Below are 19778 nucleotides of genomic sequence, written 5' to 3'. Positions count from 1 at the left end.
GACACCCCGAGAAGATGGACCGGAGAAGGGGCATGGCAAATAAACAGCGGCAGTAGACGAATTGGACACTCTCCACGTGTAATGCGTGAAAACCGTCCTCTTCACAATACTTTGACTACGGGTCTTGTACCCCGTCGAGAGCACTGCGTTCTGGCACTTGCCATGTACCGCAACTCTTGGTCGTCATGACAGTCAGACCACTGGCGTTGTGTCAGGCCCCAAGCCCGGACAACGTTATAGAGAAATCGAGAAGCAATTTCCCACCGCTTCACGCCCCGGAAACGCCGGGAATGTGAAAGTGGGGAAGCGAGGAAGAGGATAAGCGTGGCGGGACAAAAAATCCGCATTCGGCTGAAGGCCTATGACCACGAGGCTATCGACGCTTCTGCAAAGAAGATCGTCGAGACCGTTACCCGTACCGGTGCTCGTGTAGTTGGCCCAGTGCCGCTCCCAACCGAGAAGAACGTATACGCAGTTATTCGTTCTCCGCACAAGTACAAGGACTCTCGCGAGCACTTCGAGATGCGCACTCACAAGCGCCTGATCGACATTCTCGACCCAACCCCGAAGACCGTTGATGCTCTTATGCGCATCGATCTTCCGGCAAGCGTCGACGTGAACATCCAGTAAGCGACTTTGGTGGAGAACAAATAATGAGTGAAAACGAGATCAAGGGCATTCTGGGCAAGAAGCTCGGCATGACCCAGGTCTTCGACGAGGACAACCGCGTTGTGCCGGTTACCGTCGTCGAGGCAGGGCCATGCGTTGTCACCCAGATTCGCACCCCCGAAACCGATGGCTACAGCGCCATCCAGATCGCCTTTGGCGAAATCGACCCACGCAAGGCAAACAAGCCGGTTGGTGGTCACTTCAAGAAGGCTGGCGTAACCCCGCGCCGTCACGTTGCGGAAATCCGCATGGACGACACCTCTGCCTACGAGGTTGGCCAAGAGGTCAAGGTTGACATCTTCGAGGGTATCTCCTTCGTTGACGTCACCGGCAAGACCAAGGGCCACGGTTACGCTGGTGGCATGAAGCGCCACGGCTTTGCAGGCCAGGGCGCAGCTCACGGTAACCAGGCCGCTCACCGCCGCGTTGGCGGCATCGGCGGAGCTGCTACTCCGGGCCGCGTCTTCAAGGGCAAGCGCATGGCTGGCCGTATGGGCCACGACCGCGTGACCACCCAGAACCTGAAGATTCAGAAGATCGATGCCGAGTCCAACCTGCTGCTCATCAAGGGTGCTATCCCTGGTGCGCGCGGCGGCCTCGTCACCGTTAAGACCGCAGTGAAGGGCGGTGCACACGCATGAGCAACCTCAAGCTAGACGTCCACACTTCCGAGGGTAAGACCAACGGCTCTGTAGACCTGCCAGCTGAAATCTTTGACACCGAGGCATCCATTGCTTTGATGCACCAGGTTGTTAACGCTCAGCTTGCTGCTGCACGCCAGGGCACCCACGCAACCAAGACCCGCGGCGACGTCCGCGGTGGTGGTCGCAAGCCTTTCCGTCAGAAGGGCACCGGCCGTGCACGCCAGGGCTCTATCCGCGCACCGCACTACACCGGTGGCGGCACCGTCCATGGCCCACAGCCCCGCGACTACGCACAGCGCACCCCTAAGAAGATGATCAAGGCTGCTCTCTTCGGTGCACTGTCTGACCGTGCTCGCAACGAGCGCATCCACGTCATCGAAGAGCTCGTACCGGGCCAGAAGCCGTCCACCAAGTCGGCCAAGGCCTTCCTCGAGTCCCTGACCGAGCGCAAGAACGTGCTGCTGGTCATCGGCCGCGAGGACATCAATGCTCGTCGTAGCGCTAATAACCTGCCTAACGTCCAGATCCTGGACGCTGGCCAGCTCAACACCTACGACGTTCTCTACTCCGATGACGTTGTGTTCTCCGTTGAGGCGCTACACACCTTCATCAACCGCGCAACCGGCGCGGATAAGGAGGAGAACTAATGGCTAAGATTTCTAACCCACGCGATATCATCATCGCCCCGGTTGTATCCGAGAAGTCCTACGGTCTGATGGAGCAGAACGTCTACACGTTCTACGTCTCCACGGACTCCAACAAGTCCCAGATTAAAGATGCCGTAGAGCAGATCTTTGACGTTAAGGTCGACTCCGTGAACACCGTGAACCGTGCAGGTAAGCGTAAGCGCACCCGCACCGGTTACGGCCAGCGTAAGTCCACCAAGCGTGCATACGTGACGCTCCGTGAAGGCAGCGACTCCATCGACGTCTTCGGCGGCGGCGCTTAAGCGCCACCGGAGAGCCGAAAGGAAAAGGAAGAATTATGGCTATTCGTAAGTACAAGCCGACAACTCCGGGTCGCCGCGCATCCTCCGTTTCTGAGTTTGACGAGATCACTCGTTCTACTCCGGAGAAGTCCCTGCTGCGCCCGCTGAGCAAGACTGGTGGCCGTAACAACTACGGCCGCATCACCACCCGCCACATCGGCGGTGGCCACAAGCGCCGTTACCGTCTGATCGACTTCCGTCGTAACGACAAGGACGGCATTCCGGCAAAGGTCGCTCACATCGAGTACGACCCGAACCGCACCGCAAACATTGCACTGCTTCACTACGTTGATGGCGAGAAGCGCTACATCATCGCCCCGAAGGGCCTGAAGCAGGGCACCATCGTAGAGTCCGGCCCCAACGCAGATATCAAGGTTGGCAACAACCTGCCTCTGCGTAACATCCCGACCGGTTCCATCATCCACGCTGTTGAGCTTAAGCCGGGCGCTGGCGCTAAGCTGGCCCGCTCCGCTGGTGCTTCCATCCAGCTGCTGGGTAAGGAAGGCAAGTACGCAGTTCTGCGTATGCCGTCTTCCGAAATCCGCCGTGTGGACATCCGCTGCCGCGCCACCGTTGGTGAGGTTGGCAACGCCGAGCAGATGAACATCCGCTGGGGCAAGGCCGGCCGTATGCGCTGGAAGGGCGTACGCCCGACCGTCCGCGGTGTCGTTATGAACCCGGTTGACCACCCACACGGTGGTGGTGAGGGTAAGACCTCGGGTGGTCGCCACCCTGTGTCCCCATGGGGCCACAAGGAGGGTCGCACCCGCAACCCGAACCGTTACTCCAACAACATGATCGTGCGCCGTCGTCGCCCGAACAAGAAGCGCTAAGAGGAGGTAAACAATGCCACGCAGCCTTAAGAAGGGCCCGTTCGTCGATGAGCACCTCCTCAACAAGGTGGATGCTCAGAACGATGCAGGCACCAAGCAGGTCATCAAGACCTGGTCTCGCCGCTCGACCATTCTCCCCGATTTCATCGGTCACACCTTCGCCGTCCATGACGGCCGCAAGCACGTGCCGGTTTTCATCGAGGATTCCATGGTCGGCCACAAGCTGGGCGAGTTTGCACCAACCAAGACCTTTAAGGGTCACGTCAAGGATGACAAGAAGGGACGTCGATAAGCGATGAGTGAGACCATCACCTCCGCATCCGCCACGGCCCGCTACGTCCGCGTCACCCCGATGAAGGCACGTCGCGTGCTCGATCTGGTCCGCGGCAAGTCCGTAAGCGAAGCCCTGGCTATCCTGAAGTACGCACCGCAGGGTGCTTCCAAGCCAGTTGCCAAGGTCGTTGCTTCTGCAGCCGCTAACGCTGAGAACAACTTCGGCCTCGACCCACGCACCCTGGTCATCTCCGAGGCTTATGCCAACGAGGGTCCGACCATGCGTCGTTTCCAGCCACGTGCACAGGGTCGTGCATTCATGATTCGTAAGCGCACCAGCCACATCACCGTGGTGGTCGAAAGCCAGCAGGAAGGGGCCAAGTAATGGGCCAGAAGATCCATCCTCACGGCCTACGTTTGGGCATCACTTCCGACTGGAAGACCCACTGGTTCGCCGATAAGGACTACGCGAACTACGTAGCCGAAGACATCAAGATTCGTAACTACCTCAACAAGGGCCTCGAACGCGCCGGCATTGCCGACGTCGTCATCGAGCGCACCCGCGACCGCGTCCGCGTCGACATTCACACCGCCCGCCCGGGCATCGTGATTGGCCGCCGCGGTACTGAGGCTGACCGCATCCGCCGCGAGCTGGAAAAGCTCACCGGCAAGATGGTTGCCCTCAACATCCTCGAGGTCAAGCAGGTAGACGCAAACGCAACCCTGGTTGCTCACTCCATCGCGGAGCAGCTGGTTAACCGTGTCGCATTCCGTCGTGCAATGCGCAAGGCTATCCAGTCCGCTATGCGCCAGCCACAGGTTAAGGGCATCAAGATCCTGCTGTCCGGCCGCCTGGGCGGTGCAGAAATGTCCCGCGTTGAGCGCTACCACGAGGGTCGCGTTCCGCTGCACACTCTTCGCGCCGAAATCGATTACGGCACCGCAGAGGCCCACACCACCTTCGGCCGCATTGGCATCAAGGTGTGGATCTACAAGGGTGACGTCGTCGGTGGCGTACGCGAGTCCGAACTGAACGCTCCGGCACAGGGCCGTGGCCGTGACCGCAATGGTCGCTCCCGCCGCGGTGGCCAGCGCCGCCAGCGTGCACAGCAGAAGCAGGAGGGCTAATCCATGCTGATTCCTAAGCGTGTTAAGTACCGCCGTCAGCACCGCCCGAACCGTCGCGGCGTGTCCAAGGGCGGTAACCGCATCAACTTCGGCGATTACGCAATCCAGGCTCTCGAGCCGGCGTACATCACCAACCGTCAGATTGAGGCCGCACGTATTGCCATCAACCGCCACGTCAAGCGTGGTGGCAAGGTGTGGATCAACATCTTCCCGGACCGTCCGTTGACCCAGAAGCCGCTTGGCGTTCGTATGGGTTCCGGTAAGGGCCCGGTCGAGAAGTGGGTGGCTAACGTTAAGCCAGGCCGCGTACTTTTCGAGATGAGCTACCCAACCGAGGCCGTTGCTATTGAGGCTCTGCGCCGTGCAGGCCAGAAGCTTCCTTGCAAGGTCCGCATCATCAAGAAGGAGGACCAGTTCTAATGGCAACCGGTACCCCCGCCCACGAGTTCCGTGAGCTCGACAACGCTGAGCTGCAGTCCCGCCTGAAGGATGCGAAGGAAGAGCTGTTCAACCTCCGCTTCCAGAAGGCCACTGGCCAGCTGACCAACAACCGCCGCATCGGCACGGTTAAGCGCGACATTGCCCGCATCTACACCGTTCTGCGCGAGCGCGAGCTGGGCCTGTCCGTTGCTCCGGGAGCTGAGGCTTAATCATGAGTGAGGCTAACGTGACTGATTCCAAGAAGGCACCTACTCCGAAGAAGGAGAAGGTCAAGGGCGCTCCTAAGGTTCGCACCGGCTACGTAGTATCCGACAAGATGACCAAGACCATCGTTGTCGAGCTGGAAGACCGCAAGCAGCACGCCCTGTACGGCAAGATCATGCGCTCTAACAAGAAGGTTAAGGCGCACGACGAGGAAGAAACCGCAGGCATCGGCGATCTCGTACGCATCGCTGAGACCCGCCCGCTGTCCAAGGACAAGCACTTCCGTCTCGTTGAGATCATCGAGAAGGCTAAGTAAAACCTAGCCAACACAAAGCCCCCGCTACCGAACCTAGAGTTCGGAGCGGGGGCTTTCGCCGTTTTAGGACTTGGCGGATTCTAGTGGTCGTGGAAACACTTTTATGTTTCGGTTGAGTTTATCAGTGCGGCCATTTTCTCGGCTGGTGTTTGGAAGCCCAGGGTTTTGCGGGGTCGGCGGTTGAGTTGCATGGCGACGAATTCTAGGTCCGCTGCACTGTGAACGCTTAGGTCTGTTCCTTTAGGGAAGTACTGCCTTAGTAGTCCATTGGTGTTTTCATTGGTGCCTCGCTGCCACGGCGAACCAGGATCGCAGAAGAACACGGGACAATTTGTAGCTACAGAAAAGGCCTTATGGAAGGCCATTTCACTTCCCTGATCCCAGGTAAGTGATCCTTTGAGATGATCTGGCAAGGTAGCAATCGCTTTTGTAAGTGCTTCATTTACTTCGGTAGCACTATGCCCATTCGGTAAATGCAGCAAGATGACATAGCGCGTGGTTCGCTCTACTAGCGTTCCAATTGCGGACTTATTACCCGCGCCTAGAATGAGGTCGCCTTCCCAATGACCTGGTACTGCTCGGTCGTCTACTTCTGCTGGCCGGTCGGAAATCATCACCATAGGGTCAACAAACCGCTTGCGGGCACTGCGCGTGCCACGAGGTCGACGTTGGGCGTGACCGCGACGCAGTGCAGCAGCGACTTCCTTTTTCAACTCGCCTTTAGCCTGGAAATACAAAGACTGATAAATCGTTTCAGGACACACGTACATAGTCTCATCACCGGGGTAGCAACTGCGCAACCTCCCAGAAATCTGCTCCGGCGAGTACCTATCTTTCACCATTTCCCAAACCACCGTGCGCAAACGTGGATTGGCATCAATCTTGCGCTTTTTCGGTCTAAACCTACGCAACACCGATTTACGGTGCGCATACGTGGGAAGATACACCCCAAATTCATCCCGGTTGCGTTTAAGCTCCTTGCTGATAGTGCCAGCAGAGCGGGCAAGACGCCGAGCAATCTCACGTACGCCTTTGCCTTGCCGGTCAAGATCAAAGATGAGCTCGCGCTCTTCTACCGATAAGTAGCGCGAAGAAATACGCCTATCGATACGCTGTTGCGGAATAACCTGGACTGGGACTGCTTGGCGACCATCAACGTACTCAATTACCTGCATAAGCCTGTTATACAGCGCCACATCTGGGCCAGCCGGGACAAAAGGCACACGTCCAGTGGAAAGCTTAATGACACCTTTTTCTATATCAGCAGCATTACGCGGATGAATGCCACAGGCTAAAGCGGCATCTTTGCGGCCTAAAGCATTCGCGCGCAATTGCAGATAACTACACCGGCCAGTTGTGGCCGCAGCTTTGCGGCCATGTGGATTGCGCTTCCACAAACCAAGCTCAATACCGATGCGGTACACCGGAGAAGAGCCTATAGAAAGCTGGCGCGCAATATCCATCGGTGCCACACCTTCCAGCCACAGGCGAGCTATTTCCTGACTATCAGCCGAGCTAGTAGTCCTGCGGCGCTTGCGCGGCAAGTCCAACTCACCAGCAAGCCGATACGCCACCGACCGTGCTAAACCAACCACCCCAGCAGCCGTCCGTATTGAACTACCAGCCCGAACCAACGACGCAAACCGCGCCACAACAGCAGGATCCGGAACCCATTTCGACTTCACACAATCACCTAACCCATGTCAGGTGTTTCCACGACCACTAGAAATCAGGCTTCTTTACGGCCGGGCCCTTCCATAAAACCAGTAGGGTACCCACGTGACGTCGGTGGTATCTAGGCCCCATTCATTCACCGCGAGGCCTCGCACGCTTTTTGCTAGCTTCCCCTCGCCGGAAGCCCATACGTACCCTGGCCCCAGCGCACCGGCATATTCCGCTCTCAGGGCGGCAACGACAGCCTCCGCCTCCTCGTGCGCTTGGGTATGAATAATTCGCAGGCTGCGTACGCTCGCCTCCCATCTAGCTGCGAGGCCTGGTTCTACCTCGTCGTTGCTGGTAACCACGGCTATAACGTCGGTGGCCCGAAGCATTTCCGGGTTATGGTCTTCTTGGTAGGCCAAAATGTGCCGCAGCGCGGGCAAGGAGGATGCGTCGGCGACTAGAAGTTGTGGCTTCTCGGTTGGCCGCCACAGGGCGTTGCAGGTGAAGAATCCCGCTGTATCTCCGGCTTGTGCGCGGCGAATCCACCGCGAGCCAGGTCCTGAATCACCGTGTGTCACCACGTCGACATCGACTGTGGCCTCCTCCGAGTGGAGCGCGCGGATGGTGTACCAACGCAGGTCAGGCCGCCTCTCCTCGTCGATCGCGCTCACAGCCGAGCGGAGGTTTATGCCGTCGACGGGGAAGGGTGTAAATTCCTGTTCATCTCGGGGCATGACGAGTCCAAAGAATTCATCGGGACCGGAGAGGGTGTATGTCCGGAAAGCCTCGGCGTAGAACGTGAGCCGGTGCAAGCGCGGACTGATCCGTTTATTGGCGGTCAAAGTAACGGGGATGAGTTCGTGCGCAGACATTGGGGCCGATCGTAAGGAAGGGTTCATGTGTCTAAAAAATTACTAGTTTAGTTTAGCCTTGCCTAATCGAGGCTATGCGTTATAGGGTAAGCAAGGTTATTTTCCTCCTTTATTGAAAGGCTTAACCTCATGAAGATTTTCGGCCGTCGCACCATGGGCGCAGTCGCAATGCTTTCCGCCGGAGCCGTAGCTTTAGGCGGTTGCTCGCGTGGTGATGGTGATGAAACAGCTCAGGCGACCGACGCTGCCAGCGAGCAGCGCGTGGCTAGCCTGGGTCTAGGTGATGCCGACACGCTGCTTGCCCTGGGGATCACTCCCGTAACGGTGGCGCCGTGGGGTGCTGAGGGCGATGGCGACCCTTCTGGCGTCGGCCCCTGGGCAGAGGAAGTTTTGGGTGAGGCAAAGCCTGAGGTGATTTATAATACCGCAACCGGATTTACCGCGGATACCTTTGAGCAGGTCACCGCGGCCGACCCCACCCAGATCATTGCGGTGAACCAGGCAGTGGATGCACGCACGAAGGGACCCCTGGAAGAAATCGCGCCTACCACCGTCAAGCCGAACGGCTATGAAGACTGGCAGGTACCCTGGGAAAAGCAGGTAGAGACCATCGCGGATGCGGTGGGCAAAGAAAACGAAGGCGATAAGCTTATCGATGACACCGAAAAGGCCTTCGAGGAATTCCGCCACAAGCACGCGGAATTGCAGGATAAATCTGCGGCCATCGTCATGCCTTATGACGGCAAAATTGGCCTATACACCGAGGAGGATGGGCGTGGACAATTTATCGAGGACCTTGGCATGGAGATCCCCGATGCATTGCAGGGCGACGGCGGCAGCTTCTTCGTCGACATTGCCCCAGAAAACTACGCGAAGCTTAACCAGGTTGATTACCTCTTTGTCCTGGACTACAACGGCTCCTCAGATGCCTTGAAGAAGGATAAGACCTTCCAAGGCCTCGACATTGTCAAGGAGGGTCGCGTGCGCTACTTGGATACCGATACCGGCAATGCCATGAGTATGCCCAATCCGGTGACCATCCCCTGGGCAGTAGATAAATTTGAAGAGAAGCTGTAATTGTCAGCAACCACGATGGACGGCCAACAAATCCAGGCGGATTCCGCAGCAGATAGTCCTACGACCACCGGCACCCCCGCAACGGTAGTGGCGCGGGCACAGAGTCATAAAGTGCTCCTTGTCGCCTTCATTCTCGCCAGCCTGGTGTTGGCGGTGGCGTCTTTGGCGGTGGGATCCCGCTCGATTCCGCCCGGGGAGGTTATCGCTGCCCTGCACGGGGCAGGGGAGCAGGATATCCGCGATATCGTGTGGAACCTGCGCATGCCGCGCACCTTCTTGGCTTATTTCGCCGGCGCGGCCCTTGCTGTGGCAGGTGTGCTGGCGCAATCGTGGACCAGAAACCCGCTAGCGGATCCAGGATTTATTGGTGTTACCGCGGGCGCGTCCTTCTTCGTTGCCTTAGGCACGGCCATTGGTATTGCTACCTCCACCAGTATGCGGACCGCCCTCGCGCTCGTTGGCGCGGGTATTACTACGCTTTTGGTCTTAGCCGTATCGCGGCGGTTTGAGGATCCCCTGACGCTCATTCTGGTGGGCGCCGGCGTCTCCGCAGCTTTGGGATCGGGCGCGACGATCATCGGTCTATATTCCACGGACGTCCTCGATAGCATGCGGCGGTGGACTATCGGCTCGACCTTTGGCCGCGGCCCAGAAGATGTCGCGATCGCGGGCATAGGGCTAGTTGTTGGCGTAGCGTGCGCGGCGATGGTGGCTAGACCCCTCGACCTTCTGGCAATGGGGGAGGAGTCCTCCCTCACCTTGGGTGGGTCCCCCACTACCGCGCGGGTGGGCGCGGCGCTCAGCGTCGTGGTGTTGGCTGGCAGCGCAACGGCAGCAACGGGTCCTATTGCCTTCGTCGGTTTTGCCATTCCCCACATCGTGCGGCGGGTGGTGGGCCCTAGCGTTGCCACCTTGCTTTTGCCCTCCGCGCTCTTGGGCGGTTGTGCCGTGCTTGCCGCTGATATCACCGGCCGCCTCATTGCGGGTAACTCGGAGCTGGAGATGTCGATCGTCCTCGCGATAGTGGGCGCACCTTTCCTCATTTGGGGTGCTCACCGCGGCGTGGGCAGAGCTTGGGGGCAATAAAGCATGACCGCAATCAGCAATATTTTAAAAGCTCAACAACGCCGCCGGCACGTGCGCGTGCTCGCTTCCACGCTGGCTTTCATCCTCATCGCCCTCAGTGCGTACCTAGTGTTACTGGGGCAAGGTCCCATGGCATTGAGTCCGCGGCAGGTTATCGATGTCCTCACCGGAGGCGGCAGCAAGAACCACATCAGGGTGGTGTGGGACTTGCGCCTGCCGGTTGCCATCGCCACCGTTATCGTGGGGGCAGCCCTCGGCCTGGCCGGTTCTTGGACGCAAACCATGGCTCGTAACCCGCTGGCCTCCCCGGATATTTTAGGCGTTACCGGCGGGGCGTCGGTGCTGGTGGTCTTGGGCACCGTGCATTCGCGCCCCAGTTTCGCCGAGGGTATCCCGGAGTTTTGGTGGCGGGCATGCTTGGCGATGATCGGCGCCCTCCTCGTTGTCATCCTCCTCGCTGTTCTGGGTGGCATCGGTACGAGCAACCGCATCGTCATCATCGGTATTGCGTTATCGCTGATGTTTAACGCCCTCGTCGCGTATTTAATGCGCAGCGCCCAGATCCTGCGCGCTGCGGAGGCGCAGACTTGGCTCGCGGGATCGACTGGATTTGTGCACATGGAGGTCATCCTCCCCCTCCTGGTGGCATTAGCGCCGTTTCTCGCCATAGGCATCTGGTGCGCGCGGGAGCTGCCGCTGCTTGCCCATGATGATTCCTCCGCAACCACCCTGGGCGTGAACATCGTCCGCCAGCGAGCCCTCCTGCTTATTGCGGCAACCGGTATCAGCGCCGTGGTGGTCTCGGTGGTGGGGCCCATTGGGTTTATCGCGCTGTTGGCGCCGCACCTGGCGCGGATGGTGGCGCGCACCCCCACGCCATCGCCGCTGGCATCGGCAGCCGCGGGTGCCGCATTGCTGACCGTGTGTGCTGTGATCGCTGGTGCTGTCCCGGTAAATGCACCGGTGGGTGCGGTTTCCTCGGTCATTGGTGGCTGCGCCTTGGTGATAGTGGTGTGGAATGCGGCCGGGCGCAGCTAAACGTTGTGCCGCGGCACAGCAGGGGAACGGATAAGCACGGCGCCAGATGGTGCTAGACAGTCAGACGTGGATGAAGGAAAAGAAATGAAGGATAATCGGCCTAATCAGCCTAAACAGATCACGAGCCCAAAGCCTCGGTGCAGCCTCCACGCCACCGGCATTCATGCGGGATATAAGGATGGCGAGGATATCCTTGCCGGCGTTGATCTGTACGCCCGCGCCGGCGAAGTCACCACGCTCATTGGGCCGAATGGCTGCGGCAAGTCCACTCTGCTGAAAACTCTCTCGAAAATCCTGGCCCCGCGGCAGGGCAGCGTCATGGTCGGGGAAGTTGACCTACACGCCATGTCCGTGAAAGATGCCGCGCAGCAGGTGGCGCTGTTGCCACAGCACCCCGTGGCTCCCGATGGGCTGCGGGTGGGTGAGTTGGTCTCGCGCGGGCGTCATCCCTATCAGGGGAGGATGCGCGGCCTTTCCGCGACGGACCGGGAGATTATTGCGCAGGCTTGCGAGGCTACCGACATTGTGGACTTCCTCGATCGTGATATCGCTTCGCTATCGGGCGGGCAGCGCCAGCGCGTTTGGCTGGCGTTGGCCCTGGCACAAGATACGCCCGTGCTGCTTCTCGATGAACCCACGACCTTCCTCGACCCTGCCCATGCCATGCGCATGCTGGAGTTGGCCCGCGCACAGGCGCAGGCGGGAAAGACAGTGGTTGTAGTCCTACACGATCTCATGCTGGCGGGCCACTATTCTGATTCCATGGTGGTGATGAAATCCGGCGATATCATCGCTCGTGGGGCACCGAAACAAGCGCTGTCGCCGAAGGTATTGGCGCAGGCCTACGGTATCGAGGCTGAGGCCTGGGAGGATCCGCTTGGCGATGCCCCCATCATCGTTCCCCGCCGCGTCGTAGCGGCGCATTAGTGGAGAGCTGCCAATAGTGGCTGTGTGCTAGACGCTTTACTTGACCTTTCGTTGTACATCTAGAAAAGAAATTGCCACTACAAAAAGATTGAGCACGCTTCCCGCGCCGAGTAAAAAGGTGCCAATGCGGTAGGAACCCGTGCCAACGGCGGCCATATTGCCGTAGATGTAGACCCAGATGCCCCAGCCGATGAGCAGAACGAGGCCGGCAAGGCCAGAGAGCAGGCGGAGGCTACGAGGGGAGGTAGGGGCGAAGAATTTATAGGCGGCGTCGACAAGCGCGCAGGCAGCAATGCCCAAGCTCAAGCCGCCAGTGAGCCATACAGGTAGCAGTGCGGCGGTGCCAAAAACTACAGGCAGGATGAAGGCGAGAAATGCGAGGAGAAAGAGCGCGGCGTGCAGCCACAGCGTGCGCTTGGTATAGGTCATAGCGAAGACTCTACTTCCTCGCGGCGCGGGGGATTGGCACCCTTGCGGGAGACGGTGATGCCAGCGGCGGCCACGGCGAAGGACAAAATGTCTTTCCACTGCGCCGGATCCAGCGCAGCAAGAGCGGCGGCGCCGAGCCCGCGTTCATCAATCTGGGTCAGCAGGGCCGCCATAATGGTGTCGCCGGCGCCGATGGTATCGGTGACCGTGACCCGCGCGGCCGGCACCGTAAGGGACGTATCGCCCGCGCGAACGCTCAGGCCCTCGCCGCCCCGGGTGACCACTACGATGGGAACCTGCGAAATGAGGTCGTCGCCCAAGAACTCCACCTCTTCATCAGAAAGCTTCAACAAAGTCACGTAGGGGAGAAGCTCAGCCAAGAATTCGCGGTGCTCCGCAGTGGCATATAAGGGGCGGATGTTCGGGTCGAGGGCGACCAGGGTTCCCTGCGCGGCAAAGTCCTTGAGCAGCTGCGCATAGCGGGAGGCTCCCGGCTCAAGGGCGAGGGAGACCGTGCCGAAGCATGCGATATCGGCCGGCACCAGCTGTGGCTCGACCAGGCGGTCGGCCGTGCCTTCGATATAGAAGTTATAGGAGGCCGAGCCGTCCTCATGGATAGTGGTAACAGCCAAGGTTGTGGGCTCGTCACCGCGCTGGAGGTGAGTGGTGGTTACCCCCTCTGCCTCAAGGCGACCAACGAGTTCCTGCCCGAAACCATCGGTAGAAAGGCGCGACTGGAACTCTACGTCTGCTCCCAGTCTGGCGGCCGCGATGGCCACGTTAAACGGCCCGCCGCCCAGCGCCGGCGTGTGGTCGTTCAAGCTGCCAGGGGCCACCGGAACGAGGTCCACGAGGCCTTCACCGCACACATGAATAGTCATGTTTCCATAGTATCGGTGATATGAACTACCGTCCCAATTTTCACCTCGCCCCGCCGCAAGGCCGCCTCAATGATCCCAATGGCGTCTTTGTGGATGGCGATACCCTGCACGTGTACTACCAGCACGACCCGGCCTTTCCCCGCAAGCCCAAGCGCACGGGCTGGGGGCATGCGACGGCGAGCGTATCGGCCCCCACGCCGTGGCAGCACCACCCCGATGCCTTGTATCCGGACCTGCCCTATGACAAGGATGGTTGCTACTCGGGCGGTGCGGTGGTCGATGGCACCGACGTCTGGCTGTTCTACACAGGCAACCTGAAAGAGGATGGCCGCCGCATCCCGTCCCAGAATCGCGTGCGCGCCATAGACCCTTCGGGCCCGGAGGGTGGCATCTACCTCCGCGACGAGAATAATCCCCTCATTCCGGACTCCCCGGAGGGCTATACGGGGCACTTCCGGGATCCACAGATCACCCGCGATGGCGATGGCTGGCGGATGGTCATCGGTGCCCAGACCGAAGACGAGCGCGGCACCATTGTGCTGTACCGCTCGCAGGACCTGGCCCGATGGGAATTCCAGGGCGAGATTTCTTTCGACGATCCCTCGCAGCTGCCCGGCGGTTATATGTGGGAGTGCCCCAACCTGCTTACCTTGGGCGATAAGCAGGTCCTCATCTTCTGCCCCCAGGCAGAAACAGACCGCTGCGGCTATATCGTGGGCACGCTCGATGGCCTGGATTTCCATATTGAGCGCGGCTTTACCCTCCTGGATCATGGCACCCAGTTCTATGCGCCCCAGGCCACCGAGGACGGCATCCTCCTGGGATGGATGGGCATGCCCGCCCAGGATGACACCCCAACGGAAGGCTGGGTCCATACCTTGACGCTGCCCCGCCGCATCTGGCTGGAGGACAACTACCTGCACCAAGAGCCGCTGTGGTCCGCCTTGCCGGAGACCCAAGGGCGCGAAGGCTTTGGCTCCACCATCGATATCAAGGGCGAAGGCTCCTTTGCTCTTATCGACGCCGCCGGGGACGAAGCCTTCCGCGTCACCCAGCACGACGGCACCATCGCCTTTAACGGCGGCGATTCCATCGACTGCCCGGATGGCGAGATGCGCTTGATTGCTGATGGCTGCGCCGTCGAGGTATACGCCGGTGGCGGTCGCATCGCCGCGTCCTTCGCTGTGTTTGGCGAGTCCCCCTGGCAGGGGTGGGAGCCGCGCGGGTAGGTGTACCCGAAGCCGGTGAAGTTGCCAACACTCCGCCCGAATGTGTGGACTTAGGCCCGAATTCCGGCTGTAATGGAAATAAGCAGTCACGTCCGGTATTCGGATGTGAGCCATTACACTGAAGGGCTCTTCTATGGACCACAAGGAAGTAGCCGCCCGCACGCTAAAAGCACTGGGCGGCGAAGACAACATCATCGCACTCGCGCACTGCGCCACGCGCCTGCGCATGGTGCTGCAAGATTCTGACAAGGTAGACACTGCCGCGCTGGATAATGACCCCGACCTCAAGGGCACCTTTGAGGCCGGCGGCATGTTCCAGGTCATCGTCGGTCCCGGCGACGTCAATATCGTCTTCCAGGAAATGACCAACCTCATTTCTAAGGACGTGGCAGTATCCACCGACCGCTTGAAAGACATCGCCGCTGAATCCGGCAATTGGTTCAGCCGTGCGGTCAAGGTGCTTGCGGATATCTTCGTTCCGCTCATTCCAATTCTGCTTGGCGGCGGTCTGCTCATGGCGCTCAACAACGTCTTGACGGCCGAGGGGCTCTTTGGTGACCAATCCGTCATCCAGATGTTCCCCGCCTGGGAAGGCTTTGCCGGCCTGGTGAATCTGCTCGCCTCTGCGCCGTTTGCCTTCCTGCCTATCCTCGTCGGCTTTACCGCGACGAAGCGCTTCGGCGGCAACGAGTTCCTCGGTGCCGGTATGGCCATGGCGATGGTCATGCCCGATTTGGTCAGCGGCTACAGCGTGGCCGAGGCGATTGAAAACGGTGAGATGTCCTACTGGAACATCTTCGGCTTCGACGTCGCCCAGGCCGGCTACCAGGGCTCCATCCTGCCCATCCTGGTGATTTCGTGGATTCTCGCCACCTTAGAGAAATTCCTGCACAAGCATCTCAAGGGCACGGTGGACTTCATGCTCACCCCACTGCTCACCTTGCTGATTACTGGCTTCCTGACCTTCATGGGTTTGGGACCCATCCTGCGCACGGCCGGCGAGTGGCTGGGCATGGGCCTGGCCAACCTCTATGACTTTGCCGGTCCCGTCGCCGGCTTCCTCTTCGGCCTCGTCTACTCGCCGATTGTGATTACCGGCCTGCACCAATCCTTCCCGCCGATTGAGACGATGCTGTGGAACGAGGGCGGCTCCTTCGTCTTCCCGATTGCCTCCATGGCCAATATCGCCCAGGGCGGCGTCGCACTCGCCGTGTACTTCCTGGCCCGCTCCGAAAAGCTCAAGGGCCTGGCCGGTGCGTCCGGTATTTCTGCTCTCTTTGGCATTACCGAGCCCGCCATCTTCGGCGTGAACCTCCGCCTGCGCTGGCCGTTCTATATCGGTATGGCAGCATCTGCTATTTCTTCTGCCTTCATCGCCATCTTTGGCGTGCTTGCCGACGCCCTCGGTGCCGCCGGCTTCATCGGCTTCGTCTCCGTCCCCCGCTTCGTCCCGACTTTCCTGTTGTGCGGCGTTATCTCCTTCGTAGTCGCCTTTGTGGGCGCTTACCTCTACGGACGGGTGCTCATTCGCAAGAATGGCTCCATCGACCCGGATGAGGTCAACCCTCCCGCAGCCGAGGCGCAGGCCGCCGCAGGCACCCCGGCTGCGGTAGCTGCCGACGATGCGTGCACCATCTTCTCCCCGCTGGAGGGCACCGCCGTACCACTGTCTCAGGTCAGTGACCCCATGTTTGCTGGCGGCAAGCTGGGCCAAGGTGTAGCAATCGAGCCGACCGTGGGCAAGCTGGTTGCGCCTGCCGACGGCAAAATCACCGTCACCTTCCCCTCCCACCACGCCTACGCCATCCGCGCCAAGGACCCAGCGGTGGGAAATATCGATATCCTCATGCACATTGGTTTCGATACGGTAAACCTCAAGGGCGAACACTTCACCTCCCACGTCACCAAGGGCGATGAAGTCAAGCGAGGCGATGTCCTTGCCGAATTCGATATCGACGCCATCAAGGCCGCCGGCCTTCCGGTAACCACCCCGGTGGTGGTCTCCAACTCTAAGAAGACCGGCCCCGTAATTCCTACCGAGGCCTTCCGCCCCGGCGAGCTCATTGGCTCCGGCACCGATATCTTTACCGTGGACCCCAAGCCCGCCGCAGTACCTGCGCAGACAGCCTCGCCGGCTTCCGAATCCGCGTCTTAATGCGCATCCTTTAAAAGCCAACGGTGGGCTCCCGGGCCCATCGCATTAGGTCCATCCAATCTCATTAGGTCCATAGTGATCAGGCCGATCTGAGGAAAACCACTCCTCAGATCGGCCTTTTCCACCTCAATTCAGCCCGATCAGATCGGCCTTAACTCGGATGGGCCCTTGACTCTGAGTGACCGCATTTTTAGTCAGGCATACAAAAAGCTGTGCCGGCCGGACCGAAGTCCGACCGGCACAGCCAGTCTCAGTTTCAGACCCTACTCAGTAGGGGAGTTCTTCCTTAAGCGAAGAACTTGCGGCGTGCAGCGAAGGCGCCAGCAGCAACCATTGCAGCTACGGCCAGAGCAGCCAGAGCCTGTGCAACGGAGTTGGAGCCGGTCTCAGCGGCCATGCCGCGAACGGAGTCGGTGCCCTCGCCAGCAGCCGGTGCAGCCGGTGCGCCAGCCTGAGCAGCGTCGCCCTCAGCCAGCTTGCCGCCCTGAGCCACAACCTCATCCTTGTTGGCGTTCAGCATCTGCTCGGAAGCAGCCTTCTCCTCAGCGGTCGGCTCCTGGCCCTTGCGTGCCTCGTCCTTGACGTAGGTCTTGCCGTCCTGGGACAGGTACCAGGTGATGCCGCCGATAACCAGCGCTGCCGGAAGTGCCAACCAAGCCAGCTTCTTCTTGTCGAAGCCAGGCTTCGGATCCTCAGATGGGAATGCCTTGGCGTAAGCGTCGCGCATCTCGTCGGTGATCTCTTCGTTTACCTTAGCCGGGTCGTTAACGTAGACAGCCGGATCCTTCAGGCTCTGGTACCACTCATTGCCCTCAGCGTCCTTCTTGGTGGCCGGAGCTGGGATGTCGGTGGTATCTGGGGCGGCGGTTTCGGTTTCTTCCTCGCCCTCAGTTGCAGGGGTGGTGCCCTCTTCGTCCTCGGAACCAGCTGGGTCTTCAGAAGCCGGTGCTTCCTCAGTTTCGGTGGTGTAGTTGTCGGTGCGAGGTGCCAGGTTCTCGTAGAACTTATCCTCGTTCTGGAACTGCTCGGATTCCGTTTCCTGAGCCTGGGCAACAGCTGCGCCGCCGAAGGCGAGAGCGCCGGTCAGTGCTGCAGCGGTCAGAGTCTGTGGCAAACGCTTCATGTGGTTCTCCTTAAGGGAATGTGTTGTTACGCGCATCCGGTGGAGGTACGCGCCAAAAGATATGAGTCGTTCTCGACGCCAATCACGATAGTCACAGAATTCACAGTTGTCACGCCAAAAACATTAGTTAACTGTAATTTTCATGCGTTACAGGTGTAGGAAACCTGGCAAAATGGAACGGGTGTGCGGCTAAAATTGCACTAAGAACCTTTAGGGTGTTGGGCAAATGTGCAGATAATACGGTCAACTTCACCATGTATGCGTGTCATTGCATTCGAAATCAGGGGCCAAGGGGGTAGGCGGGGGTGTTGGCGAAAAAAATTTGGGAAGAGAGGGGGCGTCGGTAAGTGCTAAGCGGTGTTTTGGTATGGGCGCTGGCGTGTGGTTGAATGTATAGGTTGCAAAAGCTGGTCGGCCCGTAGCGGTGCGTTTCCGAACCGCCGGTCCGAGACCCTTCGGCATAGTCCGTTGTCAAGGCTTGAGCATCGCAAGTTTGTAGACCGCGTGCGGCAAGGACGGAAATCTTACCGCACATCAATCCAGGTCAGGAGACCATAGTGATTCAGCAAGAATCGCGTCTGCGCGTCGCCGACAACTCTGGTGCACGTGAACTGCTGTGCATCCGCGTTCTCGGCGGCTCTGTCCGACGCTCCGCTGGCATCGGCGACGTCATCGTCGCGACTGTCAAGGACGCCGTTCCAGGCGGCAACGTCAAGGAAGGCGACGTAGTAAAGGCCGTTATCGTCCGCGCTAAGAAGGAGACCCGTCGTCCGGACGGCTCCTACATTCGCTTCGACGAGAACGCTGCAGTTGTTCTCAAGGGCGATAGCGAGCCCCGTGGTACCCGTATCTTCGGACCGGTTGCTCGCGAACTTCGTGACAAGCGTTTCATGAAGATCGTTTCTCTCGCACCGGAGGTGATCTAGTCTTATGAAGATCCATAAGGGAGATATGGTGATCGTCATTTCGGGCCCAGATAAGGGCGCGAAGGGCAAGGTCATCGAGGCATACCCAAAGCGAGACAAGGTCCTCGTTGAGGGCGTTAACCGCATCAAGAAGCACGTCGCAAACTCTGCTGCCGAGCGTGGCGCCGAGTCCGGCGGAATCGTTACCCAGGAAGCTCCGATCCACGTGTCCAACGTTGCGATCGTTGATTCCGAAGGCAACCCGACCCGCGTGGGCTACCGTTTCGACGAGAACGGCAAGAAGGTCCGTATCGCGCGTAGCAACGGGAAGGACATCTAAAAATGAGCGAGAACTACACCCCGCGTCTGAAGACTCGCTACCGCGAGGAAATCCGCAAGTCCCTGAATGACGAGTTCAAGTACGACAACGTCATGCAGATCCCTGGTGTTACCAAGGTCGTCGTCAACATGGGTGTTGGCGAAGCCGCACGTGACTCCAAGGTCATCAACGGCGCACTCGAGGACCTGACCGCTATTACCGGTCAGAAGCCGCAGCTGCGTCGCGCTAAGAAGTCCATCGCGAACTTCAAGCTTCGTGAGGGCATGCCCATCGGCGCACGCGTTACCCTGCGCGGCGACCGTATGTGGGAGTTCCTGGACCGCCTGCTGACCATCGCGCTGCCACGTATTCGTGACTTCCGCGGTCTGTCTGATCAGCAGTTCGACGGCCACGGCAACTACACCTTCGGCCTGTCCGAGCAGTCCATGTTCTACGAGATCGACATCGACAAGATCGATCGCCCTCGTGGTATGGACATCACCGTCGTTACCACCGCTACTAACGACGACGAGGGCCGCAAGCTCCTGCGCGAGCTCGGCTTCCCGTTCAAGTAAATAG

Annotated in this window: 25 protein-coding genes; 20 read left to right on the top strand and 5 right to left on the bottom strand. The window is 59.5% G+C overall.

The genetic code is table 11. The features are described from left to right. The first annotated feature begins 324 nt into the window (after positions 1 to 324). The 11 genes from rpsJ to rpsQ are packed head-to-tail and all read left to right on the top strand — an operon-like array spanning position 325 to position 5496. Positions 325 to 630: a 30S ribosomal protein S10 gene (rpsJ, locus tag MHY24_RS05455; protein ID WP_003848085.1), complete on the top strand. Its 306-nt coding sequence runs from the start codon at positions 325 to 327 to the stop codon at positions 628 to 630. Positions 631 to 653: 23 nt separating this feature from the next. Beyond that, a complete protein-coding gene (gene rplC / locus MHY24_RS05450) occupies positions 654 to 1310 on the top strand; it encodes a 50S ribosomal protein L3 (RefSeq protein WP_204610256.1) in 657 nt (218 codons plus the stop codon). Then, positions 1307 to 1960, top strand: a complete 654-nt coding sequence (rplD, locus tag MHY24_RS05445; RefSeq protein WP_005322847.1) for a 50S ribosomal protein L4 — start codon at positions 1307 to 1309, stop codon at positions 1958 to 1960. Before rplC ends, rplD begins: the two co-directional genes overlap by 4 nt. Beyond that, the gene (gene rplW, locus MHY24_RS05440) at positions 1960 to 2262 is read left to right on the top strand and encodes a 50S ribosomal protein L23 (RefSeq protein WP_023020550.1); all 303 of its coding nucleotides are present in this window, start codon (positions 1960 to 1962) and stop codon (positions 2260 to 2262) included. The genes rplD and rplW overlap by 1 nt, the downstream gene beginning before the upstream one ends. 35 nt (positions 2263 to 2297) lie before the next feature. Then, complete coding sequence (gene rplB / locus MHY24_RS05435) at positions 2298 to 3134, top strand: 50S ribosomal protein L2 (RefSeq protein WP_204610252.1); 837 nt, start codon at positions 2298 to 2300, stop codon at positions 3132 to 3134. A 13-nt stretch (positions 3135 to 3147) separates the two neighbouring features. Next, entirely contained in the window at positions 3148 to 3426 is a 279-nt protein-coding gene (gene rpsS / locus MHY24_RS05430; RefSeq protein ID WP_005276936.1) for a 30S ribosomal protein S19, read from the top strand. Between the two features lie 3 nt (positions 3427 to 3429). Beyond that, the gene (gene rplV, locus MHY24_RS05425; RefSeq protein WP_005276938.1) at positions 3430 to 3792 is read left to right on the top strand and encodes a 50S ribosomal protein L22; all 363 of its coding nucleotides are present in this window, start codon (positions 3430 to 3432) and stop codon (positions 3790 to 3792) included. Beyond that, complete coding sequence (rpsC, locus tag MHY24_RS05420) at positions 3792 to 4535, top strand: 30S ribosomal protein S3 (protein WP_204610250.1); 744 nt, start codon at positions 3792 to 3794, stop codon at positions 4533 to 4535. The genes rplV and rpsC overlap by 1 nt, the downstream gene beginning before the upstream one ends. 3 nt (positions 4536 to 4538) lie before the next feature. Continuing rightward, entirely contained in the window at positions 4539 to 4955 is a 417-nt protein-coding gene (rplP, locus tag MHY24_RS05415; protein WP_005322843.1) for a 50S ribosomal protein L16, read from the top strand. Continuing rightward, complete coding sequence (gene rpmC, locus MHY24_RS05410) at positions 4955 to 5185, top strand: 50S ribosomal protein L29 (RefSeq protein ID WP_005322842.1); 231 nt, start codon at positions 4955 to 4957, stop codon at positions 5183 to 5185. Before rplP ends, rpmC begins: the two co-directional genes overlap by 1 nt. A 2-nt stretch (positions 5186 to 5187) precedes the next feature. Then, the gene (rpsQ, locus tag MHY24_RS05405; RefSeq protein ID WP_005322841.1) at positions 5188 to 5496 is read left to right on the top strand and encodes a 30S ribosomal protein S17; all 309 of its coding nucleotides are present in this window, start codon (positions 5188 to 5190) and stop codon (positions 5494 to 5496) included. A 101-nt stretch (positions 5497 to 5597) separates the two neighbouring features. On the opposite strand, the gene MHY24_RS05400 is transcribed toward rpsQ, so the two are convergent. Both MHY24_RS05400 and MHY24_RS05395 read right to left on the bottom strand, forming a co-directional pair. Continuing rightward, on the bottom strand, positions 5598 to 6671 hold the full coding sequence (locus MHY24_RS05400) for an IS30 family transposase (protein WP_239228637.1): 1074 nt from the start codon (positions 6669 to 6671) through the stop codon (positions 5598 to 5600). A 564-nt stretch (positions 6672 to 7235) separates the two neighbouring features. Next, a complete protein-coding gene (locus MHY24_RS05395) occupies positions 7236 to 8030 on the bottom strand; it encodes a siderophore-interacting protein (protein WP_239228621.1) in 795 nt (264 codons plus the stop codon). 129 nt (positions 8031 to 8159) lie between these two features. On the opposite strand from MHY24_RS05395, the gene MHY24_RS05390 reads away from it, so the two are divergent. The 4 genes from MHY24_RS05390 (at position 8160) to MHY24_RS05375 (ending at position 12158) form a co-directional block, all read left to right on the top strand. Further along, entirely contained in the window at positions 8160 to 9107 is a 948-nt protein-coding gene (locus tag MHY24_RS05390) for an ABC transporter substrate-binding protein (protein ID WP_239228620.1), read from the top strand. Further along, positions 9108 to 10193, top strand: coding sequence for an iron ABC transporter permease (locus tag MHY24_RS05385; protein WP_239228619.1), 1086 nt, complete (start codon positions 9108 to 9110; stop codon positions 10191 to 10193). It abuts the gene before it with no gap. A 3-nt stretch (positions 10194 to 10196) separates the two neighbouring features. Next, positions 10197 to 11231: an iron chelate uptake ABC transporter family permease subunit gene (locus MHY24_RS05380; protein WP_239228618.1), complete on the top strand. Its 1035-nt coding sequence runs from the start codon at positions 10197 to 10199 to the stop codon at positions 11229 to 11231. Positions 11232 to 11315: 84 nt separating this feature from the next. Then, entirely contained in the window at positions 11316 to 12158 is an 843-nt protein-coding gene (locus tag MHY24_RS05375) for an ABC transporter ATP-binding protein (RefSeq protein WP_239228636.1), read from the top strand. A gap of 36 nt (positions 12159 to 12194) precedes the next feature. Here the strand turns inward: MHY24_RS05375 and MHY24_RS05370 are convergent, their stop codons facing one another. After that, positions 12195 to 12587: a multidrug transporter gene (locus MHY24_RS05370; protein ID WP_239228617.1), complete on the bottom strand. Its 393-nt coding sequence runs from the start codon at positions 12585 to 12587 to the stop codon at positions 12195 to 12197. Next, the gene (locus tag MHY24_RS05365) at positions 12584 to 13468 is read right to left on the bottom strand and encodes a carbohydrate kinase (protein WP_239228616.1); all 885 of its coding nucleotides are present in this window, start codon (positions 13466 to 13468) and stop codon (positions 12584 to 12586) included. The genes MHY24_RS05370 and MHY24_RS05365 overlap by 4 nt, the downstream gene beginning before the upstream one ends. A 20-nt stretch (positions 13469 to 13488) precedes the next feature. Here MHY24_RS05365 and MHY24_RS05360 point away from each other — a divergent pair, with 20 nt between their 5' ends. After that, positions 13489 to 14697, top strand: coding sequence for a glycoside hydrolase family 32 protein (locus MHY24_RS05360; protein ID WP_239228615.1), 1209 nt, complete (start codon positions 13489 to 13491; stop codon positions 14695 to 14697). Between the two features lie 133 nt (positions 14698 to 14830). After that, complete coding sequence (locus MHY24_RS05355) at positions 14831 to 16852, top strand: sucrose-specific PTS transporter subunit IIBC (protein WP_239228614.1); 2022 nt, start codon at positions 14831 to 14833, stop codon at positions 16850 to 16852. Positions 16853 to 17138: 286 nt separating this feature from the next. Here the strand turns inward: MHY24_RS05355 and MHY24_RS05350 are convergent, their stop codons facing one another. Further along, the gene (locus MHY24_RS05350; protein WP_239228613.1) at positions 17139 to 17975 is read right to left on the bottom strand and encodes a hypothetical protein; all 837 of its coding nucleotides are present in this window, start codon (positions 17973 to 17975) and stop codon (positions 17139 to 17141) included. Between the two features lie 557 nt (positions 17976 to 18532). On the opposite strand from MHY24_RS05350, the gene rplN reads away from it, so the two are divergent. The 3 genes from rplN to rplE are packed head-to-tail and all read left to right on the top strand — an operon-like array spanning position 18533 to position 19774. Further along, on the top strand, positions 18533 to 18901 hold the full coding sequence (rplN, locus tag MHY24_RS05345) for a 50S ribosomal protein L14 (RefSeq protein ID WP_005322812.1): 369 nt from the start codon (positions 18533 to 18535) through the stop codon (positions 18899 to 18901). A gap of 4 nt (positions 18902 to 18905) precedes the next feature. Next, positions 18906 to 19220, top strand: a complete 315-nt coding sequence (rplX, locus tag MHY24_RS05340; protein WP_023027809.1) for a 50S ribosomal protein L24 — start codon at positions 18906 to 18908, stop codon at positions 19218 to 19220. Positions 19221 to 19222: 2 nt separating this feature from the next. Next, positions 19223 to 19774, top strand: coding sequence for a 50S ribosomal protein L5 (gene rplE, locus MHY24_RS05335; protein ID WP_005322808.1), 552 nt, complete (start codon positions 19223 to 19225; stop codon positions 19772 to 19774). Positions 19775 to 19778 lie beyond the last annotated feature (4 nt).

The sequence above is a fragment of the Corynebacterium sp. ACRPQ genome (genome assembly GCF_022347225.1).
Taxonomy (GTDB): Bacteria; Actinomycetota; Actinomycetes; order Mycobacteriales; family Mycobacteriaceae; genus Corynebacterium; species Corynebacterium tuberculostearicum_D.
The sequence above is the reverse complement of the archived record's forward strand: the minus strand, read 5'-3'. Positions and strand labels throughout refer to the sequence as shown.